We start from the raw sequence: 22,316 nt of genomic DNA on the forward strand, positions 1-22,316 counted from the left end.
AGCCGAGCGTGGGGGAGTCGGCGACCGACGACAACGCCGCAGATCGGCGTGCCGGACCCCGCGTCTGCGCCAAGATCCGCCGGACACCCCCTAGCTAGTACTGCGCCTGCAAGTGGTCCCAGAAGCCGTCCCTGAGGGCCCGGCGCAGATCGGCCTGGCCGCGCAGGGAGTACTGGAGCAGGCCCTCGGCCTCGACCAGCAGATCTTGGTCGACGGAGCCGGGCAGGTAGGGGTGGCCGGGCAGCAGCTCGACCAGGGCGTCGCGCCCCCGGGAGGCCAGCCACTTCGCGGCGATCTGGGCGCCGACGAAGCGGACGTCCTCGCGGGTGGGCCGGGCCCCGGCACCGGCCTCGTAGGCGGCGGCCGTGCGCCTGGAGACGTACGGCTTGAAGAACTCCAGGTCCAGGGTGCGCTGGCTGTCGACCTCCCAGAGCAGCGGCTCGGCCTGGTTGCGGCCCTCGGGCGCCTCGATGCCCCACAGATGGACGCGGGCGCCGTAGCCCTGGGCGGCCTCGACCGCGGAGACCAGGTCCTCGTCGCCGCCGAGCAGGGCCGCGTCGCTGATGGCGCGGTGCCGGGCCAGCGACTCCAGATCCGTGCGGATCAGTGAATCGACGCCCTTCTGCTGGTTGTTGGCGTTGAGGTTGCCGAGGCGGACCTTGACGTCGGGGAGTTCGGCGATGGACTGCTGCTCGGCGGTGTGGATGCGGCGCCGGGCGCCGTCGTACCAGTAGACGCGCAGCAGCCGGCTGTCCGCGAAGACGGTGCGGGCGCGGTCGATCAGCGCGTCGATCAGGCCTTCGGCGTCGACGTCGAAGGCCCGGCGGTCCTCCGTCCCGGCGACCAGCCGGCCCGCGGCCGCGTACAGATACCCGGCATCCACGAAGATCGCGTGGGTCGAGGGTGTCTTCGCCACCTCGGCGAGCATGCGTTTGAGCAGCTCGTTCGTACGGTCGATGCGGGTGGCGAGATGCGCCAAGTCGTCGTTCATCACCTCCATTCTCCTCGTCGTCACACTGTGAACACAACCGGTCCCGGTCGGTCCCAGGCGAACGCTCTCGGTCACCAAAGATTTAACCGGTCGGTAATTAGCTGCTCGAAAATTTTCTTTAGCGTAGGGAATGTTTGTAGCGGTGCAGCACGTTGACTCAGTACGACGCCGGACGCACGACCGGCGCGCCAAGTAGTTCTCCGCAGGAGGATGACCAGACGAAGGGAGAAGCCTGTGCGCTTCGAGATCATGCGACTCGACGAGGTCGACGGCACCACCGTGGACAGCACCGTCGTGGACGCCGCCTCCGTCAACCGGATCGTTCAGCAGGCCGCCGCCGTGGGGCAGCGCCTGTGGATCCGCCCGGCCGACACCCCGGCCTCATAACGGGGTTACCGCTCACGCTCTCCAGGGGAGCCCGACCGCACCAGCGCGGTCGGGCTCCCCTGGGTCATTCGGGGTCAGCTCCCCTGGATCACCTGGCTGATCCCGTTGATGATCTGCTGCACCGCGATCGCGGACAGCATCATGCCCGCGAGCCGCGTCACCAGGACCACGCCGCCGTCCTTGATGAGCCGGATGATCAGCAGCGAGTAGCGCATCACCAGCCACAGCACCACATGGATCGCGACGATCGCGATCCACACCGATATCTGCGTGCTCACACTGCCGGCCCGCTGCACGGCCAGGATGACGGACACGATCGCGCCGGGCCCCGCGAGCAGCGGCATGCCGAGCGGCACGAGCGCCACGTTGACGTCCTTGGTGGCCTTCGGCTCGTCGTTCTTGCCGGTGAGCAGGTCGAGCGCGATCAGCAGGAGCAGCAGGCCGCCCGCGATCATCAGGGCGGGCACGGACACGTGCAGGTAGTCGAGGATCTGGTGCCCGAGGACGCCGAAGACGGCGATGACCCCGAACGCGACGCAGACGGCCTGGAACGCCATCCGCTTCTGCACCTTCGCCGGCCGGCCCGCGGTCAGGCCGAGGAAGATCGGGGTGATCCCAGGGGGATCCATGATGACAAAAAGGGTCAGGAACAGAGAGCCGAAGACGGCGATGTCGAACATGGGGGAAGTACTGGCCTTGCCGAAAGAAGAAGAAGTGAGGGTGTGAGCGCGCGTCGGCCGCGGAAGAGGCGGCCTCAGGCTCCGCCGGCCCCCGGGACCGGGAACGCGCCGGTCGCCCGGCGGGTGATCTCCCCGTACACCTCGGGGTCGGTCGTGTAGGCGCCGAGCGCGACGGTCTTGCGGCTGCCGTGATAGTCCGAGGAGCCGGTGACCAGCAGGCCGAGGTCCTTCGCCAGACCGCGCAGCCGGTCCTTGGCCTCGGCGTCGTGGTCCATGTGGTCGACCTCGACGCCGTCCAGGCCGGCCGCGGCCATCTCGGCGATCGCGGACTCGGGGACCGTGCGGCCCCGCTTGGCGGCGGCCGGGTGAGCGAACACGCAGACCCCGCCCGCGGCCTTGACCAGCCGGATCGCCTCGAACGGGTCGGTCTCGTGCTTGGCCACGTAGGCGCGGCCGCCGTCGGCGAGCCACTCCTCGGTGAACGCGTCGCTCACCGTCTCCACCACGCCCAGCTCGACCAGCGCGGACGCCACGTGCGGGCGCCCCACGGAGCCGCCGGCGGCGATCCGCTCGACCTGTTCCCAGGTGACCGGCACGCCGAGCGCGTTCAGCTTGGCCACCATGCCCCTGGCCCGCGGCACCCGGTCGTCCCGGACCAGCTCGCGCTCGGCGAGCAGGGCGGGCTCCTCGGGGTCGAAGAGGTAGGCCAGCAGATGCATGGAGATGCCGTCGACACGGCAGGACAGCTCGGCGCCGGGGACCAGGGTGAGCCCGGCGGGCAGCGCGGCGATGGCCTCGGCGTGGCCGCGGGTGGTGTCGTGGTCGGTCAGCGCGACGACGTCCAGGCCGGCCGCGGCGGCGTTGCGCACCAGTTCGGCCGGGGTGTCCGTGCCGTCGGACGCCGTGGAGTGACAGTGCAGATCGATGCGCACGGTGACTCCAGACGGGCCCAGGACGGAAGAGGACACCTCAGGATAACCGCCCCTGACACCCTCTTTGTCACGACCGCTCCTGGGGTACGCCCCCTACAACCGGCCCACTGACCCGTGTATGCCCCTAGGGTCGCAGCAGCCGGGGGGACAGTGCCCCGCAGGGCACCAGGTCCAGTTCGGCGCCCGCGTCGCGCAGGTCGGTCAGGACCAGCTCGTCGTACAGGAGCAGGCCCGCCGGTTCGGGCCAGACCACCGCCCACAGCCACATGCCGAGCGCCTCGCCGGCGAAGACGGCGCGGTCGTCGGGGGTGCGGTAGACGTGCCAGAGCGGGGTGGGGCGGCCGGCGGCGAGGACCTTGGTCTGGGGCGGCTTCTCCACGTTCATGTACGCCCCCGGGTCCGGGCTGTCGATGCCCGCGTAACGCGCGCCGAGTCCGACGCCCATCTCCTCGGCGACCAGGATCAGCTCGCCGGGGCCGCCGAGCGGGCCGGGCCCTGAGCAGGCGAGGGCGGTCGCGCGGCCGCCGCTGCGGTCGTCGCCCGCGTAGGCCACGCCGGTGAAGAGCCAGCCGACCGGCAGCGGCCACGGCATCCACAGCGGGACATGCGTGCGGTGCGCCACCGCGCCGAGGGCCTCGACGCTGGGCGGGATCACGGGCTGCAGCGGAAACACCGCCCCGTGCGCATCGCACTGCCACGTGTCGGCGAAGAGACCGGGAGCCCTGACCCGGCCACCACACCGCGGGCAACTGGGTTCGCCCCTCATAGGGCTCCACGGTCCTACCCCGGCCCGCCCACGTCAAGGACGATCACCCGTCCGGACGCCCGGCCGACAAAGAAGATGCATCTTGCACTAATTAGCCAAGCTAACTTAGTATGTGTATAAGCCAACCATCAGGATGACACTCACCAGAACGGGAGAGGCACATGGATTCCCTGGACGCGGGAGCCGGCGGCATCCTGCGACAGCCGAAGGCGGTCTGGGCCACGGCCGGCGCCTCCGTCGTCGCCTTCATGGGCATCGGCCTGGTCGACCCGATCCTGCCGTCGATCGCACAGGGCCTGGACGCCAGCCCCAGTCAGGTGTCCCTGCTCTTCACCTCGTACTTCCTCATCACCGCGGTGGCGATGCTGCTGACCGGCTTCGTCTCCAGCCGCATCGGCGGCAAGAAGACGCTGCTGCTCGGCCTCGCCTTCGTGGTCGTCTTCGCCGGTCTCGCCGGCACCTCGGACACGGTCGGCCAACTGGTCGGCTTCCGGGCGGGCTGGGGCCTCGGCAACGCGCTGTTCGTCTCCACCGCCCTCGCGGTCATCGTCGGCGCGGCGGCCGGCGGCAGCGCCGCGGCGATCCTGCTCTACGAGTCCGCGCTCGGCCTCGGCATGGCCTGCGGCCCGCTGCTCGGCGCGATCCTGGGCAACATCAGCTGGCGCTACCCCTTCTTCGGCACCGCCACGCTGATGGCGATCGGCTTCCTGTGCATCACGGTGTTCCTGAAGGAACAGCCGAAGCCGGCCAGGAAGACCTCGATCCTGGACCCGCTCAAGGCCCTCGGCCACGGCGGCCTGGCCTCGGCGGCGGTCTCGGCGTTCTTCTACAACTACACGTTCTTCACCGTGCTGGCCTTCACGCCGTTCGTGCTGAACATGACCCCGTACCGCTCCGGCGCGGTGTTCTTCGCCTGGGGCGTGCTGCTCGCCGTCTTCTCGGTGGTGGTCGCCCCGCGCATGCAGAAGCGGTTCGGCTCGCTGAAGGTGCTCGGCGGCTCGCTGGTGCTGCTCGCGGCCGACGTCCTGGTGCTCGGCTACGGAAACCACACCGCCGCGATCGTCTGCACCATCCTGTCCGGCGCCTTCATCGGCGTGAACAACACCGTCTACACCGAGCTGGCCCTCGGCGTCTCCGACGCCCCGCGCCCGGTGGCGAGCGCGGGCTACAACTTCGTCCGCTGGTTCGCGGCCGCGGCCGCGCCCTACTTCGCGCCGAAGATCGAGGAGTGGACCGACATCCACGTCCCGTTCACCGTGGCGGCGGTCACCGCGCTGCTGGGCGCGGTGGTGGTCGTCGTACGGCGGCGGGCCCTCACCCACGAGGCGGAGGAGCTGGCCCCACGGCACGCCGCCGAGGACGGGGTCACCGTCTTCGCCGACTGACCGGCGCCTGCGTGAGCTTGCTCACTGGAGCGGAACGGACCCGCGGGAGGGATCCCGCAGGTCCGTTCCGTGCGTCAGCCAGCGTTCCTGGAGGGCCTGGGCGCCGTGCACGCGCTTCCAGGCGGCCTCGTTCGGGGTCATCGGCAGCAGCGGCAGGAACCGCACGGGATCCAGCGGATCGTCCAGCTCCAGGTCCTCGACCAGACCGCCGCCCTCGCCCACCAGGACCGAGGTGAAGGGGGCGCCGGGCCACAGCGGACCGCCCACGTCCAGCGAGGCGCCCGGGGCCACGATCAGGCCCTCCACCTGCGGGGAAGCGGCGAGTACGGCGAGCGGCCGGAGCACCTTGTCGGTGTCGGCGACGCCTGCGCGCACGGACAGGACCAGTTCGGCGCGGGGGCCCTTGACGGGGTCGGCGACGAGCGCGGTGGGGTCGCTCATGGGGTGCGCGGACATGCCGAGGGTCGCGTAGCGGACGACGTCCCCCTCGGCGAAGCGGAGCACCTCGATGCGGTCCGTGCCGAGGAAGGTGACGGACGCGCGCGCGTCCGCCGCGCCCAACGCGGTCGTCAACCGTGCCTCGACCAGAGGAAGAACATCAACCATGCGGTGAGCATAGAACTCGTCAGCAGCGGGCAAAGCGGCACCTTGACAGCAAGCGCTGCTGGTACTCTGAGCCGGTGGTTCGGGACGGCACGCCTAGGGGTGCCCCCGACACTCGAGGCTCCGGGGGAGTTGCCATCAGGTCCCGGAACCCACGGAACTCCCTTACGAGGGACCGGCCGGAGGAGGTGGGGCTGTCATGGATCGAAGTCGACCTGGTAGTACCACTCGCTCTTCCGCCCGCTGATGTAGTCACTGGCCGTCGTAGCCACTGGCTGGTTCCCGTTCTGGCCGGCTGCCGCCTTCCCGTGCGCGTCACTGTTCGGAAGAGCACTTCGTTTCGCTTTGCCTGATCTGCATCAGTTCTGCATCAGCAGTGAAGTCGCCACCGCGACGGTGCGGTGCTCCCCGCTTTGTGGACGAGCCAAACATCTTCCCCCGCCCCCGGCCGGGGAAATTCCTGGAGGACGTCCCCATTCCGGGTAGTTCCACCCGCCTTCGGCGGTCTCTCGCTGCCTGCCGCGAAGGAGCCTGCCCATGTCGATGATCCGCGACCTGCGCGCCGTGGTCCGTCCCTCCCGCGTCTCGCCGCGCAAGGCCACGAGCGCGCCGTCGGCCTCGTACGACACCACGCGCGATCCCGCCACCCCGTCGGCCGTGGTCGACTGCGCCGTCTACCGCGACGGCAGGCGGCTGCCGAGCGCGAAGCCGCTGACCCCGCAGGAGGCGATGCGGCAGGTGCGGCGCGACGGCGGCTTCGTGTGGATCGGACTGCACGAGCCGACGGAGGCCGAATTCGCCGGTATCGCGGGCGAGTTCGGGCTGCACCCGCTGGCCGTCGAGGACGCGGTGCAGGCACACCAGCGGCCGAAGCTGGAGCGGTACGACGACTCGCTCTTCACCGTCTTCAAGACCATCCACTACATCGAGCACGACCAGCTCACCGCGACCAGCGAGGTCGTGGAGACCGGCGAGGTGATGTGCTTCACCGGCCGGGACTTCTTCATCACCGTGCGGCACGGCGGCCAGGGCTCGCTGCGGGCGCTGCGGCACCGGTTGCAGGACGACCCCGAGCTGCTGGCCAAGGGCCCCTCGGCGGTGCTGCACGCGATCGCCGACCACGTGGTGGACGGGTACATCGCGGTGACCGACGCGGTGCAGGACGACATCGACGAGGTGGAGACCGAGGTCTTCTCGCCGGGGCGGGGCGGCGTCTCGCGCGGCGTGGACTCCGCGCGGATCTACCAACTCAAGCGCGAGGTCATGGAGTTCAAGCGAGCGGTGGCGCCGCTGCTGCGGCCGATGCAACTGCTCAGCGAGCGGCCGATGCGGCTGATCGACCCGGACATCCAGAAGTACTTCCGGGACGTCGCCGACCACGTCGCCCGCGTCCACGAGCAGGTCGTCGGCTTCGACGAACTGCTCAACTCCATCCTCCAGGCCAACCTCGCGCAGGCGTCCGTCGCGCAGAACGAGGACATGCGGAAGATCACCGCGTGGGCCGCGATCATCGCCGTGCCGACGATGGTGTGCGGGGTGTACGGCATGAACTTCAAGTACATGCCCGAGCTGCACTGGAAGTACGGCTACCCGGTGATCATGGGCATCACGGTCGCGCTGTGTCTGGGCATCCACCGGACGCTGAAGCGCAACGGCTGGCTGTGAACGGCCCGGATAGGGTGGACTCATGACAAGCCAGCCGCTCGACCGGGCCCTCGTCGAGGAGGCCGCGAAGAAGTCCGGTCTCCTGTGGGTCCGGGGCGCGGAGGCGTCCGCCGCGCGCGCGGTGTGGCACGTGTGGCACGAGGGCGCGGTGTGCCTGGTCGGCGACGGGCCCGGGGAGCAGCCGCTGCCGGGGCTGGCCGACGGGGGCGCCGCCGAGGTGACCGTGCGCAGCAAGGACAAGGGCGGCCGGCTGGTCTCCTTCCCGGCCACGGTGACCGAGCTGGCCGCCGGCACGCCGGAGTGGGCGGCGGCGGTCGCCGAGCTCAAGGGCAAGCGGCTGAACGCCCCCGACGCCGAGCGGATGCCGGACCGCTGGGCCCGCGAGTGCAGGGTGCTGCGCCTGGTGCCGGCGGGGCCGGTGGCCGCGCTGCCCGACGGCGACCTGGCGGAGAGACCGGTGGCGACGCCGGCGACCACCCGCCGCCCGGTCCCGGCGGCCCTGCCGAAGCTCCTGGCCAGGCGCCGCAAGGGCCGGTAGGGCAGGGGCGCGGCATGCGGCTCGGCGCCGGGGTGCCCCGTCCCTCCTACGACGTCGGCAGCTGCTGCCCGTAGTCCACCGTCTCGGACTTGGCCGGTTCGGTGAGGGTGAAGGGTTTGTCCCAGTCGGAGAAGCGAAGCGTGCCCGCGTTCCCCGCGCGGGTGAGGGCGAGGGGATAGGGGGTGCCCTTGAGGGAGACGTCGAGGGTGCCGCCGGAGCCGTGGTCGCCGGTGATGCGGATCGTCGGGGTACTCGCCTGCGTGTGATGGCCGTCGGTCGCCAGGGAGCCGTGCAGGGTCAGGAGACCAGGGAGGAGGACGTCCTTGTCCGTGAAGCCGCTGAACTTCTTGTACGCGGCGTCGTCCCGGGGCACCTTCACGTACTTGCCGTCGAGCTTGGCCGCCGCCCCGCCGCCGGTGCCGCCCTTGCCGTCGCCGCCCTTGCCGTCCGCCTGCGCCCAGAAGTCCGCGTCGGCCTTCAGGTACAGCTGCGTGCCGATCCGCAGCAGCTTGAAGGTGGCGGCCCCCGAGGTCACGGAGCCGGTCCCGCCGTCGGCCTTCAGCCGCATGTCCAGCCGGTACGTACGGCCGCTGGTCACCACGGTGCCGGACAGGTGCACCGCCGAAGCGCCCTGCGCCGCCGACCGCGTCCGCGTCTGGATCGTGCCCGCGGACAGCTTGCCCACCCCGTTCGTGCCCGCGTCCGGATCGTCACCGCCGCACCCGGTCAGCACCGCCGCGCCCGTCACCGCCAGCGCGCACATCGCGGTCACCAGACGGGTGCGGCCGGGAGGGATCACAGTCACGGGTGAGGTCGCCTTTCCGAGGTTCCGTCAGCGGCGTACCGCAGCGTACCGGTGTCCCGGCCGCCCGGCGGAGCCAGTCCGTCCGGACCGCCCACCAGGGCGTATCCGAGCGGTACGGGCTAGCCTGAAGCGCAACCGTGCGGGCATCTCCGAGCAATTCACCGACAAAAGCAATCCACTGAACAAAACCCTTCGCACGTTCCCTGACAAGGAAGCAGAACCATGGCAGCCGGCGCCCCCCGGATCTTCGTCTCGCACCTCGCCGGGGTCCCCGTCTTCGATCCGAACGGCGACCAGGTGGGGCGCGTACGCGATCTCGTCGTGATGCTGCGCGTGGGCCGCAGACCCCCGCGCGTGCTCGGGCTGGTCGTCGAACTGTCCACCCGGCGCCGCATCTTCCTGCCCATGACCCGGATCAGCGGCATCGAGTCCGGGCAGGTCATCAGCACCGGCGTCATGAACGTCCGCCGCTTCGAGCAGCGCCCCACCGAGCGCCTGGTCTTCGGCGAGCTGCTGGACCTGCGGGTCACCCTGGTGGAGACCGGCGAGGAGGCCACCGTCCTCGACCTGTCCGTGCAGCAGCTCCCCGCGCGCCGGGACTGGGAGATCGACCGCGTCTTCGTCCGCAAGGGCCGCAAGGGCAGCGCGTTCCGCCGGGTCAGGGGCGAGACGCTGACCGTGGAGTGGGCGGCCGTGTCCGGCTTCTCCCTGGAGGAGCACGGGCAGGGCGCCGAGAACCTGCTCGCCACCTTCGAACAGTTGCGCCCCGCCGACCTCGCCAACGTGCTGCACCACCTCTCCCCCAAGCGGCGCGCCGAGGTCGCCGCCGCCCTGGACGACGACCGGCTCGCGGACGTCCTGGAGGAGCTGCCGGAGGACGACCAGATCGAGATCCTCGGCAAGCTCCAGGAGGAGCGCGCCGCGGACGTCCTGGAGGCCATGGACCCGGACGACGCCGCCGACCTCCTCTCCGAACTGCCGGAGGAGGACAAGGAGCGGCTGCTGAGCCTGATGCAGCCCGGCGACGCGGCCGACATGCGGCGCCTGATGTCGTACGAGGAACACACGGCCGGCGGTCTCATGACCACCGAGCCGATCGTGCTGCGCCCGGACGCCACCGTCGCCGACGCGCTCGCCTGCGTCCGCAACCCCGACCTGTCCCCCGCGCTCGCCGCCCAGGTCTACGTCTGCCGCCCGCCGGACGAGACCCCGACCGGCAAGTACCTGGGCACCGCCCACTTCCAGCGGCTGCTGCGCGACCCCCCGTACACCCTGGTCAGCTCGCTCCTGGACGACGACCTGCAACCGCTGTCCCCGGACGCCTCGCTGCCGGTCATCGCCGGGTTCTTCGCCGCCTACGACATGGTGGCCGCGCCCGTGGTGGACGAGGCCGGGTCGCTGCTGGGCGCGGTGACCGTGGACGATGTACTGGACCACATGCTGCCCGACGACTGGCGTGAGACCGAGTTCCACCTGGAGGAGAGCCCCGAGGGCGGCGAGGGGGCCGGTGGCCATGCCTCCTGAGCGCGAGAGCGCACGCGAGCGCGAGCGCACGCCCGCGGGTGCCACGGCCGCCCCCCGCCCGCGCACGCCCCGGCTCGACCAGCCGCGCCCGCCCCGCCGCCGGCTCCTGCCCGAGTGGGACCCGGAGGCCTTCGGCCGGCTGTCGGAGCGGATCGCCCGGTTCCTCGGCACGGGACGCTTCATCGTCTGGATGACGGGGGTCATCATCGTCTGGGTGCTGTGGAACGTCTCCGTGCCGCGCCAACTGCGGTTCGACGAGTACCCGTTCATCTTCCTGACCCTCGCCCTGTCCCTCCAGGCGTCCTACGCCGCCCCGCTGATCCTGCTCGCGCAGAACCGGCAGGACGACCGCGATCGGGTCAACCTGGAGCAGGACCGCAAGCAGAACGAGCGGTCCATCGCCGACACCGAGTACCTGACCCGAGAGATCGCCGCGCTGCGCATGGGCCTCGGCGAGGTCGCCACCCGCGACTGGATCCGCTCCGAGTTGCAGGACATGCTCAAGGAGATGGAGGAGCGACGCGGCCACGGCGGTCCGGTCGTATTCCCGGCGGAACGGACGGAACGCCCGCCCGGACGTGACGCAGACGACCGCTGAGGTGCTACCCGGAGGGCCCTCGGCGCGCCGTACCATCGTCCTTATGGCTACGGAAGACGCGGTGCGCGAGGCACTGGCGACGGTGAACGACCCCGAGATCAACCGCCCCATCACCGAACTGGGGATGGTCAAATCGGTGGAGATCGGGGAGGACGGCGCGGTCGCGGTCACCGTGTACCTGACGGTCTCCGGCTGCCCCATGCGCGACACCATCACCCAGCGGGTCACCGAGGCGGTCTCTCGGGTCGAGGGCGTCACCCGCGTGGACGTCACGCTCGACGTGATGAGCGACGAGCAGCGCCGGGAGCTGGCCGCGGCGCTGCGCGACGGCCAGGCCGAGCGCGAGGTCCCGTTCGCCAAGCCGGGCAACCTCACCCGGGTCTACGCGGTCGCCTCCGGCAAGGGCGGCGTCGGCAAGTCCTCGGTCACGGTGAACCTCGCGGCGGCGATGGCGGCCGACGGGCTCAAGGTGGGCGTCGTGGACGCCGACATCTACGGCCACTCGGTGCCGCGCATGCTGGGCGCTCAGGGCCGTCCCACCCAGGTCGAGAACATGATCATGCCGCCGTCGGCGAACGGCGTGAAGGTCATCTCCATCGGCATGTTCACGCCGGGCAACGCGCCGGTGGTCTGGCGCGGCCCCATGCTGCACCGCGCCCTCCAGCAGTTCCTGGCGGACGTCTACTGGGGCGACCTGGACGTCCTGCTCCTGGACCTGCCGCCCGGCACCGGTGACATCGCGATCTCCGTGGCCCAGCTCGTCCCCAACGCGGAGATCCTGGTCGTCACGACCCCGCAGCAGGCGGCCGCCGAGGTGGCCGAGCGCGCGGGCTCCATCGCCGTACAGACGCACCAGAAGATCGTCGGCGTGGTCGAGAACATGTCCGGGCTGCCCTGCCCGCACTGCGGCGAGATGGTCGACGTCTTCGGCACGGGCGGCGGCCAGACGGTCGCCGACGGCCTCACCCGCACGACGGGTACGGCCGTCCCGGTCCTCGGCTCCATCCCGATCGACGTCCGCCTGCGCGAGGGCGGCGACGAGGGCAAGCCGGTCGTCCTGACCGACCCGGACTCTCCGGCGGGCAACGCCCTGCGCTCCATCGCGGGCAAGCTGGGCGGCCGGCAGCGTGGCCTGTCGGGCATGTCACTGGGCCTGACCCCGAAGAACAAGTTCTGAGGTCCTGGGACTCACCGTTCCGGGCAGGAGACAGGGGCGCCGGCATCACCCGGCGCCCCTTGCCTCACGCGTAGGCGGAGACGTCCTTCACCGCGGCGAAGCCGAGTCCGTAGGCGCTCATCCCCCGGCCGTAGGCGCCCAGGTGCACGCCCGCCTCGGTGGTGCCGGCGAGCACCCAGCCGAACTCCGACTCCCGGTAGTGGAAGGACGCGGCCACCCCGTCGACCGGAAGCGAGAGGGTGGACCACTCGGGGCCGCCGAGATCGTCGGCCAGCGCCCACGCCGTCTCGGTCTGCTGCTCCAGCCAGTCGTCCCGCAGACCGTGGTCCATATGCCCGGGCCAGGTGAAGGACAGCAGCCCCACCCCCGCGAGCCACGCCGCCGACGACACCGAGGTCGCCTCCAGCAGCCCGGAGCCGTCGGCCACCTTCCGGGAGGGATGCGCAGCGACGGTCACCACGACCGCGAACTTCTCCCTGGACTCGGCCAGGACGCCCTCGTGCAGGACGGAGGGCGTGTCACCGTGCCCGATCGACCCGTGCTCCACGGCCCCGTCGGACGCCATGCCGACCTGCATCAGCCAGCGCGGCCCCGTGAACGCCTCGTCGAGCCCGTACCAGGGGAAGGGCGCCCGCAGGTAACCGTCGACCGTGCCGCGGTCGGAGGCCGGACCTTGTCCGCCCTCCGTGGCCGGCGCCGTCGCGCCTGCCCGACTCGTCGTCTCCATCTGCCCGGACGCCTCCTCGCTCTCGTCGGACCGAAGCGGCGGCCCGCCCCCCTTCGGGCGTACACGTCCGGTCCGCACAACAACTCGGCAGCATATCCACACCGCTGAGAGCCATCGGGCAGGCGTCGGTCGCGGGGGTCCCCCGAACGATCTGTTCAGGCCGTTCGCGACGGGCGCGCGCTATGACGCGCGTCACGTGCGCGTGTCGGCGGGCGAGGCGCGGTGGCTCAGGTGGCGTCGAAGTCGAACGGCGGCCGGTCGTCCTTCTCGGACTCCTCGGGCTTCTTGGTCATGTCGACCCGCCCGCCGGAGGACGCCGGGGACTCGGCGGCCTCGACGGAGTCCGAGGAGGTGCCGGAGGATCCGGTGTCACGGCCGTTCACCGCGTCGGTGAGTTCGGCCATCTCCTTCTTCAGGTCGAAGCCGTTGCGGATCTCCTGGAGCCCCAGCTCGTCGCTGCCGAGCTGCTTGCGCAGGAAGGTCTTGGGGTTCAGGTCCTCGAAATCGAAGTCCTTGAACTCGGGGCCCAGTTCGCTGCGGATGTCCTGCTTCGCGCTCTCCGAGAAATCGCGGATCTTCCGGATCGTCCGCGTGACGTCCTGGATGACCTTGGGGAGCTTGTCGGGGCCGAACACGAGCACCGCGATGACGATGATCGTCAGTAGCTCCATTGGCCCTATGTCATTGAACACCTGACGCTCCTTGCGATGTCCTCGGTCGCTCAACGGTACCCGGCGTTCTGCTCCGACCGGTACCGTCCCGAGGTGAGACTTCTGTCAGTTCTGCTCCGAGGCGCCCAGGACGAGTGACACCTCCCGCTCGGCGCCGCCGCGCTCGACCGTCAGACGCAGCCGGTCGCCGGGCCGGTGGGCGCGGATCCTGACGATCAGCTCCTCCCCCCGGTGCACCCGCTCCCCGTCGACCCGGGTGATCACGTCGCCCGCCTTCAGCCCGGCCCGCTCGCCGGGGCCGCCCCTGGCCACGGCGGGGCCGCCGTCCGCGCTGTGGCCGTCCACGCGGGCGCCGTCGCCGGAGTAGCCCATGTCGAGGGTGACGCCGATGACCGGGTGGGTGGCGTGGCCGTCGTTGATCAGTTCCTCGGCGACGCGCTTGGCCTGGTTGACCGGGATGGCGAAGCCCAGGCCGATGGAGCCGGCCTGGCCGCCTCCGGCGTCGGCGCCGCTGTCGGCGGAGCGGATGGCGGAGTTGATGCCGATGACCCGCGCCCGGGAGTCGAGCAGCGGCCCGCCGGAGTTGCCGGGGTTGATCGGCGCGTCGGTCTGGAGGGCGTCCACGTACGACAGGTCGCTGCCGTCGCCCTCCTCGCCGCCCGCGGTGATGGGCCGCTCCTTGGCACTGATGATGCCGGCGGTGACGGTGTTGGCCAGGTCGAAGGGGGCGCCGATGGCGACGACCGGGTCGCCGACCCGGACGTCGTCGGAGTTGCCGAGGGGCAGCGGGGTGAGCCCGCGCACGCCGGTGACCTGGACGACGGCGAGGTCGTAGCCGCTGTCCCGGCCGACGACGGTGGCCTTGACCGAGTCCCCGTCGCTGAACGTCGCGGATATCCGTCCGCCGGCCGCGGCGGGCGCGACGACGTGGTTGTTGGTGAGGATGTGCCCGCGGTCGTCCAGCACGAAGCCGGTGCCGGTCGCCTCCTCGCCGGAGCCGGAGACGTGCAGGGTGACGACGCTGGGCAGGGCGCGGGCGGCGATCCCGGCCACGCTGTCCGGCGCACGCCCGGCGGGCACGCTCCCGGCCTGCGGCAGGGTCACGTGGCTCCCGAGCCCCTCGCGCTCGACATAGCCGCCGGCCAGCCCGCCGACAGCGGCCGCGACCAGGGCGACGGCGAGCGTCCAGCCGACCATGAAGCGCCGCCGCCCGGGCCGCCCGGCGCGCACCGGCACGGCCCCGGCCTGCTGGAGGGGTCCCGCGGCCCAGGGGTCGTAGCGCCGCCAGGGGTCCGCGGGGAGCTGTTCCGCGGGCGGGGGCGGGGGCGGGGGCGCCGGGGGCGGGGGTGCCACGACCGTCCCGTGCGCCGGGGTCGCCGCTGGGTGCTGGACCGGTGGGGCGGGGGCCCAGGGGCCCGGTTCGCCGTAGGGCGGGGTGCTGTAGGGATCCGGTTCGTGCAACGGCGTGGGGCGCTGCGGCCTGGCCAGTTCGAAGTCGCCGTCCGGTGCCCGCTCGGCCCCCGCCGCCCGCTCCGGCTCCGCCCCCGGCGGAACGCGGTTCCCCTCGTTCATGCTCTCCCCACGGCTGGCCGCGGCCCCGCGCTTCGGCGGCGGCCGCGGAACATCGACTGCGTGCCCGGATTCAACCAGGTCGCGGGCCGCGACGCAGGGCCGGTCGCGACGGCCCGGGTCACGGCGTCCGGGTCACGGCGTTCGGCTCACGACCTCCGGGTCAGGGCTCCTGACGGGGCGTGACCGGAGCCGACAGGGCGGACGCCGACGGGGACGGGGACGCCGAGGGCCGGACCGGGTTGTGCGGGGCCGGCCAGGGGGTCGTGTCGGACAGCAGGCCCGGGACCATGGGCGCCGTGGACCACTTGTCCAGCGGCAGCACCGTGGCGGTGTCCAGCGGGCGTATCAGCGGGGTCACCGCGCCCGCGACCGCGGTCAGCGGCCCGGCCGGCCGGTCGCCCGTGGCCGGGTCCTGCCCGCCCGTGTCGTCCGGCGTGCCCGGCACCAGGGGCGCGGTCACGGTGGTCGGCGGCGGTGCCGTACGCCCGAGCAGTGCACCGCTGCCCTGGGCGAGCAGCGGCGCCTGGCGGCGGCGCTGGGCCTCGGGCGTCGTCGCACCTGAGCCCGTGCCCGTGGTGCGGGCCGGGATCACATTGCTGCCGGCGCCCGCGTCCGCGGCCGGGTAGCCGGGGATGGCGGTGGTCACGCCGCCGAGGGCGACCGCGGCCAGCGACACCGCGCCGGCGGCGGCGAAGGCGAAGCGCAGCCCGCGCGAGGCGGAGCGGCCGTCGTCCGGGCGGCCGACGGGATGGATGCGGAAGCCGCCCTCCCCGAGGGGACCGCCCGCACCGAGGGGACCGCCCGCGCCGAGAGGGCCGCCCTCCCCGCGGAAGCCGGTTCCGCCGGGGCCGGGTCCCTGCGGGTGCGCCGGGACGTAGCCGAAGGAGAAGCCGCGGCGCGAGCCGAAGAGGCCCGGGTCGCCGGGGGCCCCGGCCTCGGGGCCGGTCCCGAACAGTGCGCCGGGCGGGGTACCACCGTCCGCGTCGCCGCCGCCGGGCAGGCCCTGGAGGCGGGCCAGCAGGCTCGCGGAAGGCGGGGGCGGGGCCGCGGTCGCGAACACGCTCTTCAGCGCGCGCTGGGCGTCCGCCTCCGCCTTGCAGCGGGCGCAGGTGGCCAGGTGGGCGAGAACGCGTTCGCGCGTGTCGTGGCCCAGCTCTCCGTCCACCAGGGCGGAGAGCCGGTCTCCCAGATGCTGCTCGGCGAGGTGTGCCTCGGCCGGTTTCTGTCGTGATCCGCTCACGCCGTCGCGCCCCCTCCCCCCAGTGCGGGGACCCGGGCCACGAACGAGCGCCGCTCGGCCGCGCGGGCCTCCGGGGAGCGGTGCGCGAGGGCCTTGCGGAGCTGGGAACGGCCGCGGTGGATACGGGAGCGGACGGTACCGAGCTTCACGCCGAGGGTCGCGGCGATCTCCTCGTACGACAGCCCCTCGATGTCGCACAGGACGACGGCGGCGCGGAACTCGGGCGCGAGGGTGTCCAGGGCCTGCTGGACGTCGGCGTCGAAGTGGGCGTCGTTGAAGAGCTGCTGCGGGGTGGGTTCGCGGCTGGCCAGGCGCTCGGCCGCGTCCTCGCCCAGGGCGTCGAAGCGGATGCGCTGCTTGCGCCGCACCATGTCCAGGAACAGGTTCGTGGTGATGCGGTGCAGCCAGCCCTCGAAGGTGCCCGGCGAGTACGTCGACAGGGAGCGGAAGACGCGGACGAAGACCTCCTGGGTGAGGTCCTCGGCGTCGTGCTGGTTGCCGGTGAGGCGGTAGGCCAGGCGGTAGACGCGGGCGCTGTGGGTGCTGACGATCTCGTCCCAGGTGGGCGGGGTCCACGCCTGCCCGTCCGCGTCACTGGTGAAGGTCGCGGTCTGGGCGTCGCCCCCGGCGAGGCCGGTGGCGTGGCTGTCAGCAGCGGTGTCGGTCACGGATTTCGGCCTGCCCGCCGACCCGAGGAAGCGCCGCAGCACTCCTCCCCGATCCCCGGGCGCGGCCGCACCTCCCCTGTCGGCTCTGGTGGTGTCCAGTGGAGCCCCTACCATAGCCACCTCGCCCGTTAGCTCCGGATAAGCGTTTTTACGAGAATTTGATGCTCGCTGGTGCGGCTCGTGCCGCTGCGTCAGCAGTTGTGCGGTGCCCTGCTCCACCTCTCGCCCCCCGAAGCGTCCCCCACCACTGTCTCTTCCCTGTAAACGCCCAGTCCCATCTGCGGGTTCCCGACGCCAACGGATACAGTCACGCCGAGGCATCCATGGGGACAGGAGAGGGTCATTACCGGCAACCGGCAGACGAGCGCGGCATTCGCCGACGCCTTTGCCGCCGAGGAGGAAGCGCTGCTCTGGGCCCGCGACCGCGCCCGCGACGCGGGGCTGCGCTCGGTGTCGCCCGGCACGGGTTCCGCGCTGCGCCTGCTCGCCGCCTCCGTGGACGCGAAGGCGGTCGCGGAGATCGGCACGGGCTGCGGGGTGTCCGGAATCCATCTGCTGCACGGCATGCGCCCCGACGGGGTGCTGACCACGGTCGATCCGGAGCCGGAGCACCAGCAGTTCGCCCGGCAGGCGTTCCGCGGCTGCGGCTTCGCCAGCAACCGGGCCCGCTTCATCCCCGGCCGCGCCCTGGATGTGCTGCCCCGGCTCGCGGACGCGGGCTACGACCTCGTGTTCTGCGACGGGGACCGGCACGAGTACCCGGACTATCTCGCCGAGTCGCTGCGGCTGCTGCGCTCCGGCGGCCTGGTGGTCTTCGAGGGGGTCTTCGCGAGCGGCCGCACGGTCGACTCGGGGCCGCAGCCGTCGGAGGTGCTGCGGCTGCGGGAGCTGCTGCGCACGGTGCGCGAGAGCCAGGAGCTGGTCACCTCGCTGCTGCCGGTCGGCGACGGGCTGCTGTGCGCCGTCAAGCGGTGACGGCGGCGCGGGGCCTCACCGCGACGCCGCGTGCCGTGCCCCGGAAACGCGGCTGCCCCGGCACCGCGTACGATGCCGGGGCAGCCGTGAGGACTGGCTGGGCGCAGGTCAGACGACGACCTTCTTGAGCGCGTCGCCGAGCGCCTCGGCCTCGTCAGGGGTCAGCTCGACGACGAGTCGACCGCCGCCTTCGAGCGGAACGCGCATGACGATGCCCCGCCCCTCCTTGGTCACCTCGAGCGGACCATCGCCCGTCCGCGGCTTCATGGCCGCCATGCTCGTTCCCCTTCCTGACACCAGCTCATCGTCTGCCGATGGCACCCGGCGGGCACCCGCGGGACCGGATCGGACACGCGACACCGGCATCGAACACATTGCTTCTAAGCCATTATCCCGCATCTCAGGACCCGATGACCAACATCGGTCCGCATCGCTTGGGCAACGCGCGCGAGCAAAACCACCCAATTCGGGGATGTGCCTGCGATACTGCGCCACCGCACCGACGCCCTTCGGCCACCTCCGGCCCGGTTTTCTTTGACGCAGCTCACACCGGGGGACGGGCCGCTGGCCGATGATCTCCGCCATGCTGTGATCGGACAGGGGCGTACCGACCGGTACGTCACCATCGCGAACCGGAGGGGATGCGCCATGGCCGACACCGTGCTCTACGAGGTGAGCGACGGGCTCGCGACGATCACGCTGAACCGCCCCGAGGCGATGAACGCGCTGAACGTGGCGGCCAAGGTCGCGCTGCGGGAGGCGGCCGAGGAGGCGGCCCGGGACACCGCCGTACGGGCCGTCCTGCTGACCGCCGCCGGGGAGCGGGCGTTCTGCGTGGGCCAGGACCTCAAGGAGCACATCGGGCTGCTGGCGCAGGACCGGGAGACCGGGTCCGGGCAGACGATGAGCACGGTCAAGGAGCACTACAACCCGATCGTGCGGGCGCTCGCGGGAGCGGCGAAGCCGGTGGTCGCCGCGGTGAACGGGGTGGCGGCCGGAGCCGGTTTCGGGTTCGCGCTCGCGGCGGACTACCGGATCGTCGCCGACACCGCGTCCTTCAACACGTCGTTCGTGGGCGTCGCCCTGACCGGGGACTCCGGGATCTCCTGGACCCTGCCGCGGGTGGTCGGGCCGAGCCGGGCGGCGGACCTGCTGCTGTTCCCGCGCAGCATCAGCGCGCAGGACGCGCTGGAGCTGGGGATCGCCAACAGGGTGGTGCCCGCGGCCGAGCTGCGGGACGAGGCCGTGAAGGTGGCGCGGAAGCTGGCCGCGGGGCCGACGGTGGCCTACGCGGCGATCAAGGAGGCGGTGGCCTTCGGGCTGACGCACTCGCTGGAGGAGACCCTCGGCAAGGAGGACGAACTCCAGACCCGCGCCGGGCAGTCCGAGGATCACGCGATCGCCGTGCATGCCTTCGTCAACAAGGAGAAGCCGCGGTATCTGGGACGGTGACGCGCCGTGGCGGGGCGCTCCTCGCCACGCAGGTCTCCAGGTGGTCGTTGACCAGACCGCACGCCTGCATCAGCGCGTACGCCGTCGTGGGGCCCACGAATCTCAGGCCCCGCTTCTTCAGCTCCTTGGACAGGGCCGTGGACTGCGGGGTGACCGCCGGGACGTCGGCCAGGGTCTTCGGGGCCGGGCGGGTGGCCGGGTCGGGGGCGTGGGACCAGATCAGCTCGTCCAGGTCGCCCGCCGGCCAGTCGGCGAGGACGCGTGCGTTGGCGAGGGTGGCGTCGATCTTGGCGCGGTTGCGGATGATGCCCGGGTCGGCCAGGAGGCGCGCGCGGTCCTCGTCGGTGAACGCGGCGACCTTCTCGATGCAAAAGCCCGCGAAGGCGGCGCGGAAGCCCGGACGGCGGCGCAGGATGGTGATCCAGGACAGGCCGGACTGGAAGGCCTCCAGGCTGAGCCGCTCGAAGAGGGCGTCGTCGCCGTGGACCGGGCGGCCCCACTCCTCGTCGTGGTACGACACGTAGTCCTCGGTGGACAGGGCCCACGGGCAGCGCGGCGCGCCGTCCGGGCCGACGAGGGCGGCGGTCACCGCTGGTCCTCCGGGTGCTCGGACTTGTCCGGGGCGGGGCGCGCGGCGGCGGCGCGCGCGCCGGCCAGCGCGGACTCCAGGCCCGCGATGCGGGCGTCGCGCTCGGCCAGTTCGGCGCCTAGGCGGCCGAGGGCGTCGTCGACGTCGGCCATGCGGTAGCCGCGCGGGGCGAGCGGGAAGCGCAGGCTCTCCACGTCCTCGCGGCCCACCGGCCGGTCGTCGGGCAGCGGATCCTGGAGCCGCTCGGGCGCGGCCTCGGGCAGCGGGGCGCTCTCGCCGCCGCCCAGCACGCCGAGGGTCACCGCGGCGACCACGACGGCCAGCGCGATGACCAGGAACAGGAACATCACCATCGTCTCAAGGCCCCCATGCTCGGGTCCCGGCCACTGTGCCGGACGCGGAATCTGTCAGCTCCGATCGTGCCATGCGAGTCTGACAGTTAGGGTCACTGGCGGTCGCAGTGCCGGACGTACGAGGAAGAGGTCACAGCGGATGCTCAGGCTGGGCAGGCGGGAATTCGGACCGCGCGAACGAGTGATCATGGCGATCGTGAACCGGACCCCCGACTCCTTCTACGACCGGGGGGCCACCTTCCGCGACGAGCCGGCCCTGGCGCGCGTCGAGCAGGCGGTGGCCGAGGGCGCGGCGATCATCGACATCGGCGGGGTGAAGGCGGGCCCCGGCGAGGAGGTCTCCGCCGAGGAGGAGGCGCGGCGCACGGTCGGCTTCGTGGCGGAGGTGCGGCGCCGGTTCCCGGACGTGGTCATCAGCGTGGACACCTGGCGGGCCGAGGTCGGCGAGGCGGTGTGCGAGGCGGGCGCCGACCTGCTGAACGACGCGTGGGGCGGCGCGGACCCGGGCCTCGCGGAGGTCGCGGCGCGCTACGGCGTGGGCCTGGTGTGCACCCACGCGGGCGGCGCGGAGCCGCGTACCCGCCCGCACCGGGTCACGTACGACGACGTGATGGCCGACGTCCTGGACGTGACCGTGGGCCTCGCGGAGCGTGCGGTGGCGCTCGGGGTGCCGCGGGAGTCGGTGCTGATCGACCCCGGGCACGACTTCGGCAAGAACACCCGGCACAGCCTGGAGGCGACGCGGCGCCTCGACGAGATGGTCGCCACGGGGTGGCCGGTGCTGGTGTCGCTGTCCAACAAGGACTTCGTCGGGGAGTCGCTGGACCGGCCGGTCAAGGAGCGGCTGATCGGCACGCTCGCGACGACGGCGGTGTCCTCCTGGCTCGGCGCGATGGTCTACCGCGTCCACGAGGTCGCCGAGACCCGTCAGGTCCTCGACATGGTCTCCGCCATCGCGGGCCACCGCCCCCCTGCGGTGGCCCGGCGGGGTCTGGCCTAGGGTCTTTCGTTTGGATCAGGCCGGATCAGGGAGCGGGGTCTGGTGCCGTGCGTCGCAAGGCGGAGGAGGGCGACATGGCGGAGCCATGGCAACCGACGACAACGCCGCGAGGCGCGGTGCCGGGGCCCGCGAGCCCGGCATGATCCAAACGAGAGGCCCTAGGGACCTGGGTCCGGCGGCGTGGCTACCGTGCGGCCTCCTTGGAGACCAGGGCCACCGCTTCGTCGACCTCGTCGGTGACGTGGAAGAGCAGGAGGTCCTTCTCCAGGGCCTTGCCGGTGGCCACCAGGGTGTTCTTGAGCCAGTCGACCAGGCCGCCCCAGTACTCGCTGCCGAAGAGCACGATCGGGAAGCGGGTGACCTTCTGGGTCTGGACCAGGGTCAGCGCCTCGAAGAGCTCGTCCAGGGTGCCGAGGCCGCCGGGCAGCACCACGAAGCCCTGCGCGTACTTCACGAACATCATCTTGCGGACGAAGAAGTAGCGGAAGTTCAGCCCGATGTCGACGTAGGCGTTCAGCCCCTGCTCGAAGGGCAGCTCGATGCCCAGCCCGACCGAGACGCCGCCCGCCTCGCAGGCGCCCTTGTTGGCTGCCTCCATCGCGCCGGGGCCGCCGCCGGTGATCACCGCCCAGCCGGCCCGCGCGAGGCTGCGGCCGAGCCGGACCCCGGCGTCGTACTCCGGTGAGTCCACGGGGGTGCGGGCCGAGCCGAACACGCTGATCGCGGGCGGGAGTTCGGCCAGCGTGCCGAAGCCCTCGATGAACTCCGACTGGATGCGCAGCACCCGCCAGGGATCGGTGTGGACCCAGTCGGACGGGCCACCCGCGTCCAGCAGCCGCTGGTCGGTCGTGCTCGGCGTCACCTGGCCCCGCCGCCGGAGGACCGGCCCGAGCCGCTGCTCGTCCGGCGGCTGCTTCTTCCCCTCGGGGTTCCCGGTAGGCATGTGCGCTCCCTCCACTTGCCGGTGGTTCGTTCCCAGACTAGATCTACGCGGGTTACACAGGGGGGACATCCGGGT

The 22,316-nt window shown here is 72.0% G+C and carries 25 protein-coding genes; 10 read left to right on the forward strand and 15 right to left on the reverse strand.

The genetic code is table 11. The features are described from left to right. Positions 1–94 precede the first annotated feature (94 nt). Complete coding sequence (locus AB0927_RS32135) at positions 95–1,000, reverse strand: NYN domain-containing protein (protein WP_366671373.1); 906 nt, start codon at positions 998–1,000, stop codon at positions 95–97. Positions 1,001–1,225: 225 nt separating this feature from the next. Between AB0927_RS32135 and AB0927_RS32140 the strand changes: the two genes are divergently transcribed. After that, positions 1,226–1,378, forward strand: coding sequence for a hypothetical protein (locus AB0927_RS32140; RefSeq protein ID WP_173860878.1), 153 nt, complete (start codon positions 1,226–1,228; stop codon positions 1,376–1,378). Positions 1,379–1,452: 74 nt separating this feature from the next. On the opposite strand, the gene AB0927_RS32145 is transcribed toward AB0927_RS32140, so the two are convergent. The 3 genes from AB0927_RS32145 to AB0927_RS32155 form a co-directional block, all read right to left on the reverse strand. Next, positions 1,453–2,058 (reverse strand): MarC family protein, encoded by a 606-nt coding sequence (locus AB0927_RS32145; RefSeq protein ID WP_366671306.1) that lies wholly within the window; start codon positions 2,056–2,058, stop codon positions 1,453–1,455. A gap of 74 nt (positions 2,059–2,132) precedes the next feature. Further along, on the reverse strand, positions 2,133–2,990 hold the full coding sequence (locus AB0927_RS32150; protein ID WP_366671307.1) for a PHP domain-containing protein: 858 nt from the start codon (positions 2,988–2,990) through the stop codon (positions 2,133–2,135). A 124-nt stretch (positions 2,991–3,114) separates the two neighbouring features. Then, complete coding sequence (locus tag AB0927_RS32155; RefSeq protein ID WP_366671308.1) at positions 3,115–3,756, reverse strand: DUF6758 family protein; 642 nt, start codon at positions 3,754–3,756, stop codon at positions 3,115–3,117. Positions 3,757–3,917: 161 nt separating this feature from the next. Here AB0927_RS32155 and AB0927_RS32160 point away from each other — a divergent pair, with 161 nt between their 5' ends. Continuing rightward, on the forward strand, positions 3,918–5,141 hold the full coding sequence (locus tag AB0927_RS32160) for an MFS transporter (RefSeq protein ID WP_366671309.1): 1,224 nt from the start codon (positions 3,918–3,920) through the stop codon (positions 5,139–5,141). A gap of 21 nt (positions 5,142–5,162) precedes the next feature. Here the strand turns inward: AB0927_RS32160 and AB0927_RS32165 are convergent, their stop codons facing one another. After that, positions 5,163–5,747, reverse strand: a complete 585-nt coding sequence (locus tag AB0927_RS32165) for a suppressor of fused domain protein (protein ID WP_366671310.1) — start codon at positions 5,745–5,747, stop codon at positions 5,163–5,165. Between the two features lie 534 nt (positions 5,748–6,281). Between AB0927_RS32165 and AB0927_RS32170 the strand changes: the two genes are divergently transcribed. Both AB0927_RS32170 and AB0927_RS32175 read left to right on the forward strand, forming a co-directional pair. Then, on the forward strand, positions 6,282–7,409 hold the full coding sequence (locus tag AB0927_RS32170) for a magnesium and cobalt transport protein CorA (protein WP_366671311.1): 1,128 nt from the start codon (positions 6,282–6,284) through the stop codon (positions 7,407–7,409). Positions 7,410–7,431: 22 nt separating this feature from the next. Beyond that, the gene (locus AB0927_RS32175) at positions 7,432–7,947 is read left to right on the forward strand and encodes a hypothetical protein (protein ID WP_366671312.1); all 516 of its coding nucleotides are present in this window, start codon (positions 7,432–7,434) and stop codon (positions 7,945–7,947) included. A 46-nt stretch (positions 7,948–7,993) separates the two neighbouring features. Here the strand turns inward: AB0927_RS32175 and AB0927_RS32180 are convergent, their stop codons facing one another. Continuing rightward, a complete protein-coding gene (locus AB0927_RS32180; RefSeq protein WP_366671374.1) occupies positions 7,994–8,710 on the reverse strand; it encodes a hypothetical protein in 717 nt (238 codons plus the stop codon). A 264-nt stretch (positions 8,711–8,974) separates the two neighbouring features. On the opposite strand from AB0927_RS32180, the gene AB0927_RS32185 reads away from it, so the two are divergent. From AB0927_RS32185 to AB0927_RS32195, 3 genes are read left to right on the forward strand one after another with little or no spacing between them, the layout of a single operon-like run. Continuing rightward, positions 8,975–10,276 carry a CBS domain-containing protein gene (locus AB0927_RS32185; protein WP_366671313.1) on the forward strand — a complete coding sequence of 434 codons (1,302 nt, stop codon included), beginning with the start codon at positions 8,975–8,977 and terminating at the stop codon, positions 10,274–10,276. Then, positions 10,266–10,874: a DUF1003 domain-containing protein gene (locus AB0927_RS32190; protein WP_366671314.1), complete on the forward strand. Its 609-nt coding sequence runs from the start codon at positions 10,266–10,268 to the stop codon at positions 10,872–10,874. The genes AB0927_RS32185 and AB0927_RS32190 overlap by 11 nt, the downstream gene beginning before the upstream one ends. Positions 10,875–10,917: 43 nt before the next feature. Further along, positions 10,918–12,051, forward strand: coding sequence for an Mrp/NBP35 family ATP-binding protein (locus tag AB0927_RS32195; protein WP_366671315.1), 1,134 nt, complete (start codon positions 10,918–10,920; stop codon positions 12,049–12,051). 64 nt (positions 12,052–12,115) lie between these two features. On the opposite strand, the gene AB0927_RS32200 is transcribed toward AB0927_RS32195, so the two are convergent. From AB0927_RS32200 to sigE, 5 genes are all read right to left on the reverse strand, one after another. Further along, positions 12,116–12,778, reverse strand: coding sequence for a hypothetical protein (locus AB0927_RS32200; RefSeq protein ID WP_366671316.1), 663 nt, complete (start codon positions 12,776–12,778; stop codon positions 12,116–12,118). Positions 12,779–13,005: 227 nt separating this feature from the next. Continuing rightward, positions 13,006–13,470 (reverse strand): sec-independent translocase, encoded by a 465-nt coding sequence (locus tag AB0927_RS32205; RefSeq protein WP_366671317.1) that lies wholly within the window; start codon positions 13,468–13,470, stop codon positions 13,006–13,008. Positions 13,471–13,554: 84 nt separating this feature from the next. After that, positions 13,555–15,021, reverse strand: coding sequence for a trypsin-like peptidase domain-containing protein (locus AB0927_RS32210; RefSeq protein ID WP_366671318.1), 1,467 nt, complete (start codon positions 15,019–15,021; stop codon positions 13,555–13,557). A gap of 160 nt (positions 15,022–15,181) precedes the next feature. Then, positions 15,182–16,261 carry a zf-HC2 domain-containing protein gene (locus AB0927_RS32215; RefSeq protein ID WP_366671319.1) on the reverse strand — a complete coding sequence of 360 codons (1,080 nt, stop codon included), beginning with the start codon at positions 16,259–16,261 and terminating at the stop codon, positions 15,182–15,184. After that, positions 16,258–16,971, reverse strand: a complete 714-nt coding sequence (sigE, locus tag AB0927_RS32220; RefSeq protein WP_366671320.1) for an RNA polymerase sigma factor SigE — start codon at positions 16,969–16,971, stop codon at positions 16,258–16,260. Before sigE ends, AB0927_RS32215 begins: the two co-directional genes overlap by 4 nt. A 234-nt stretch (positions 16,972–17,205) precedes the next feature. Here sigE and AB0927_RS32225 point away from each other — a divergent pair, with 234 nt between their 5' ends. Next, positions 17,206–17,904, forward strand: a complete 699-nt coding sequence (locus tag AB0927_RS32225) for an O-methyltransferase (RefSeq protein ID WP_366671375.1) — start codon at positions 17,206–17,208, stop codon at positions 17,902–17,904. Between the two features lie 108 nt (positions 17,905–18,012). Here AB0927_RS32225 and AB0927_RS32230 read toward each other — a convergent pair whose 3' ends face one another. Beyond that, a complete protein-coding gene (locus AB0927_RS32230) occupies positions 18,013–18,180 on the reverse strand; it encodes a DUF3117 domain-containing protein (protein WP_018544333.1) in 168 nt (55 codons plus the stop codon). A gap of 372 nt (positions 18,181–18,552) precedes the next feature. Here AB0927_RS32230 and AB0927_RS32235 point away from each other — a divergent pair, with 372 nt between their 5' ends. Then, a complete protein-coding gene (locus AB0927_RS32235; protein WP_366671321.1) occupies positions 18,553–19,356 on the forward strand; it encodes an enoyl-CoA hydratase-related protein in 804 nt (267 codons plus the stop codon). On the opposite strand, the gene AB0927_RS32240 is transcribed toward AB0927_RS32235, so the two are convergent. Together AB0927_RS32240 and AB0927_RS32245 are read right to left on the reverse strand one after the other, a co-directional pair. Beyond that, positions 19,322–19,945 carry a DNA-3-methyladenine glycosylase I gene (locus AB0927_RS32240; protein WP_366671322.1) on the reverse strand — a complete coding sequence of 208 codons (624 nt, stop codon included), beginning with the start codon at positions 19,943–19,945 and terminating at the stop codon, positions 19,322–19,324. The genes AB0927_RS32235 and AB0927_RS32240 overlap by 35 nt on opposite strands. Next, positions 19,942–20,298, reverse strand: coding sequence for a DivIVA domain-containing protein (locus tag AB0927_RS32245; protein ID WP_366671323.1), 357 nt, complete (start codon positions 20,296–20,298; stop codon positions 19,942–19,944). Before AB0927_RS32245 ends, AB0927_RS32240 begins: the two co-directional genes overlap by 4 nt. Positions 20,299–20,437: 139 nt before the next feature. On the opposite strand from AB0927_RS32245, the gene folP reads away from it, so the two are divergent. After that, complete coding sequence (gene folP / locus AB0927_RS32250) at positions 20,438–21,298, forward strand: dihydropteroate synthase (RefSeq protein ID WP_366671324.1); 861 nt, start codon at positions 20,438–20,440, stop codon at positions 21,296–21,298. A gap of 184 nt (positions 21,299–21,482) precedes the next feature. Here folP and AB0927_RS32255 read toward each other — a convergent pair whose 3' ends face one another. After that, positions 21,483–22,241, reverse strand: a complete 759-nt coding sequence (locus tag AB0927_RS32255; RefSeq protein WP_366671325.1) for a TIGR00730 family Rossman fold protein — start codon at positions 22,239–22,241, stop codon at positions 21,483–21,485. Positions 22,242–22,316 lie beyond the last annotated feature (75 nt).

This window comes from Streptomyces sp. NPDC048106 (assembly GCF_040706415.1).
Classification (GTDB): Bacteria; Actinomycetota; Actinomycetes; order Streptomycetales; family Streptomycetaceae; genus Streptomyces.

What these genes read in the sequence shown, in the direction of transcription:
- AB0927_RS32190 (WP_366671314.1), top strand. Translation starts at nt 10,266, where the DNA reads ATGCCTCCTGAGCGCGAGAGCGCACGCGAGCGCGAGCGCACGCCCGCG.
- AB0927_RS32230 (WP_018544333.1), bottom strand. Translation starts at nt 18,180, where the DNA reads ATGGCGGCCATGAAGCCGCGGACGGGCGATGGTCCGCTCGAGGTGACC.
- AB0927_RS32175 (WP_366671312.1), top strand. Translation starts at nt 7,432, where the DNA reads ATGACAAGCCAGCCGCTCGACCGGGCCCTCGTCGAGGAGGCCGCGAAG.
- AB0927_RS32235 (WP_366671321.1), top strand. Translation starts at nt 18,553, where the DNA reads ATGGCCGACACCGTGCTCTACGAGGTGAGCGACGGGCTCGCGACGATC.
- AB0927_RS32155 (WP_366671308.1), bottom strand. Translation starts at nt 3,756, where the DNA reads ATGAGGGGCGAACCCAGTTGCCCGCGGTGTGGTGGCCGGGTCAGGGCT.
- AB0927_RS32210 (WP_366671318.1), bottom strand. Translation starts at nt 15,021, where the DNA reads ATGAACGAGGGGAACCGCGTTCCGCCGGGGGCGGAGCCGGAGCGGGCG.
- AB0927_RS32170 (WP_366671311.1), top strand. Translation starts at nt 6,282, where the DNA reads ATGTCGATGATCCGCGACCTGCGCGCCGTGGTCCGTCCCTCCCGCGTC.
- AB0927_RS32165 (WP_366671310.1), bottom strand. Translation starts at nt 5,747, where the DNA reads ATGGTTGATGTTCTTCCTCTGGTCGAGGCACGGTTGACGACCGCGTTG.
- AB0927_RS32245 (WP_366671323.1), bottom strand. Translation starts at nt 20,298, where the DNA reads ATGGTGATGTTCCTGTTCCTGGTCATCGCGCTGGCCGTCGTGGTCGCC.
- AB0927_RS32135 (WP_366671373.1), bottom strand. Translation starts at nt 1,000, where the DNA reads ATGGAGGTGATGAACGACGACTTGGCGCATCTCGCCACCCGCATCGAC.
- AB0927_RS32145 (WP_366671306.1), bottom strand. Translation starts at nt 2,058, where the DNA reads ATGTTCGACATCGCCGTCTTCGGCTCTCTGTTCCTGACCCTTTTTGTC.
- AB0927_RS32160 (WP_366671309.1), top strand. Translation starts at nt 3,918, where the DNA reads ATGGATTCCCTGGACGCGGGAGCCGGCGGCATCCTGCGACAGCCGAAG.
- AB0927_RS32180 (WP_366671374.1), bottom strand. Translation starts at nt 8,710, where the DNA reads ATGTGCGCGCTGGCGGTGACGGGCGCGGCGGTGCTGACCGGGTGCGGC.
- AB0927_RS32200 (WP_366671316.1), bottom strand. Translation starts at nt 12,778, where the DNA reads ATGGAGACGACGAGTCGGGCAGGCGCGACGGCGCCGGCCACGGAGGGC.
- AB0927_RS32255 (WP_366671325.1), bottom strand. Translation starts at nt 22,241, where the DNA reads ATGCCTACCGGGAACCCCGAGGGGAAGAAGCAGCCGCCGGACGAGCAG.
- folP (WP_366671324.1), top strand. Translation starts at nt 20,438, where the DNA reads ATGCTCAGGCTGGGCAGGCGGGAATTCGGACCGCGCGAACGAGTGATC.
- AB0927_RS32185 (WP_366671313.1), top strand. Translation starts at nt 8,975, where the DNA reads ATGGCAGCCGGCGCCCCCCGGATCTTCGTCTCGCACCTCGCCGGGGTC.
- AB0927_RS32195 (WP_366671315.1), top strand. Translation starts at nt 10,918, where the DNA reads ATGGCTACGGAAGACGCGGTGCGCGAGGCACTGGCGACGGTGAACGAC.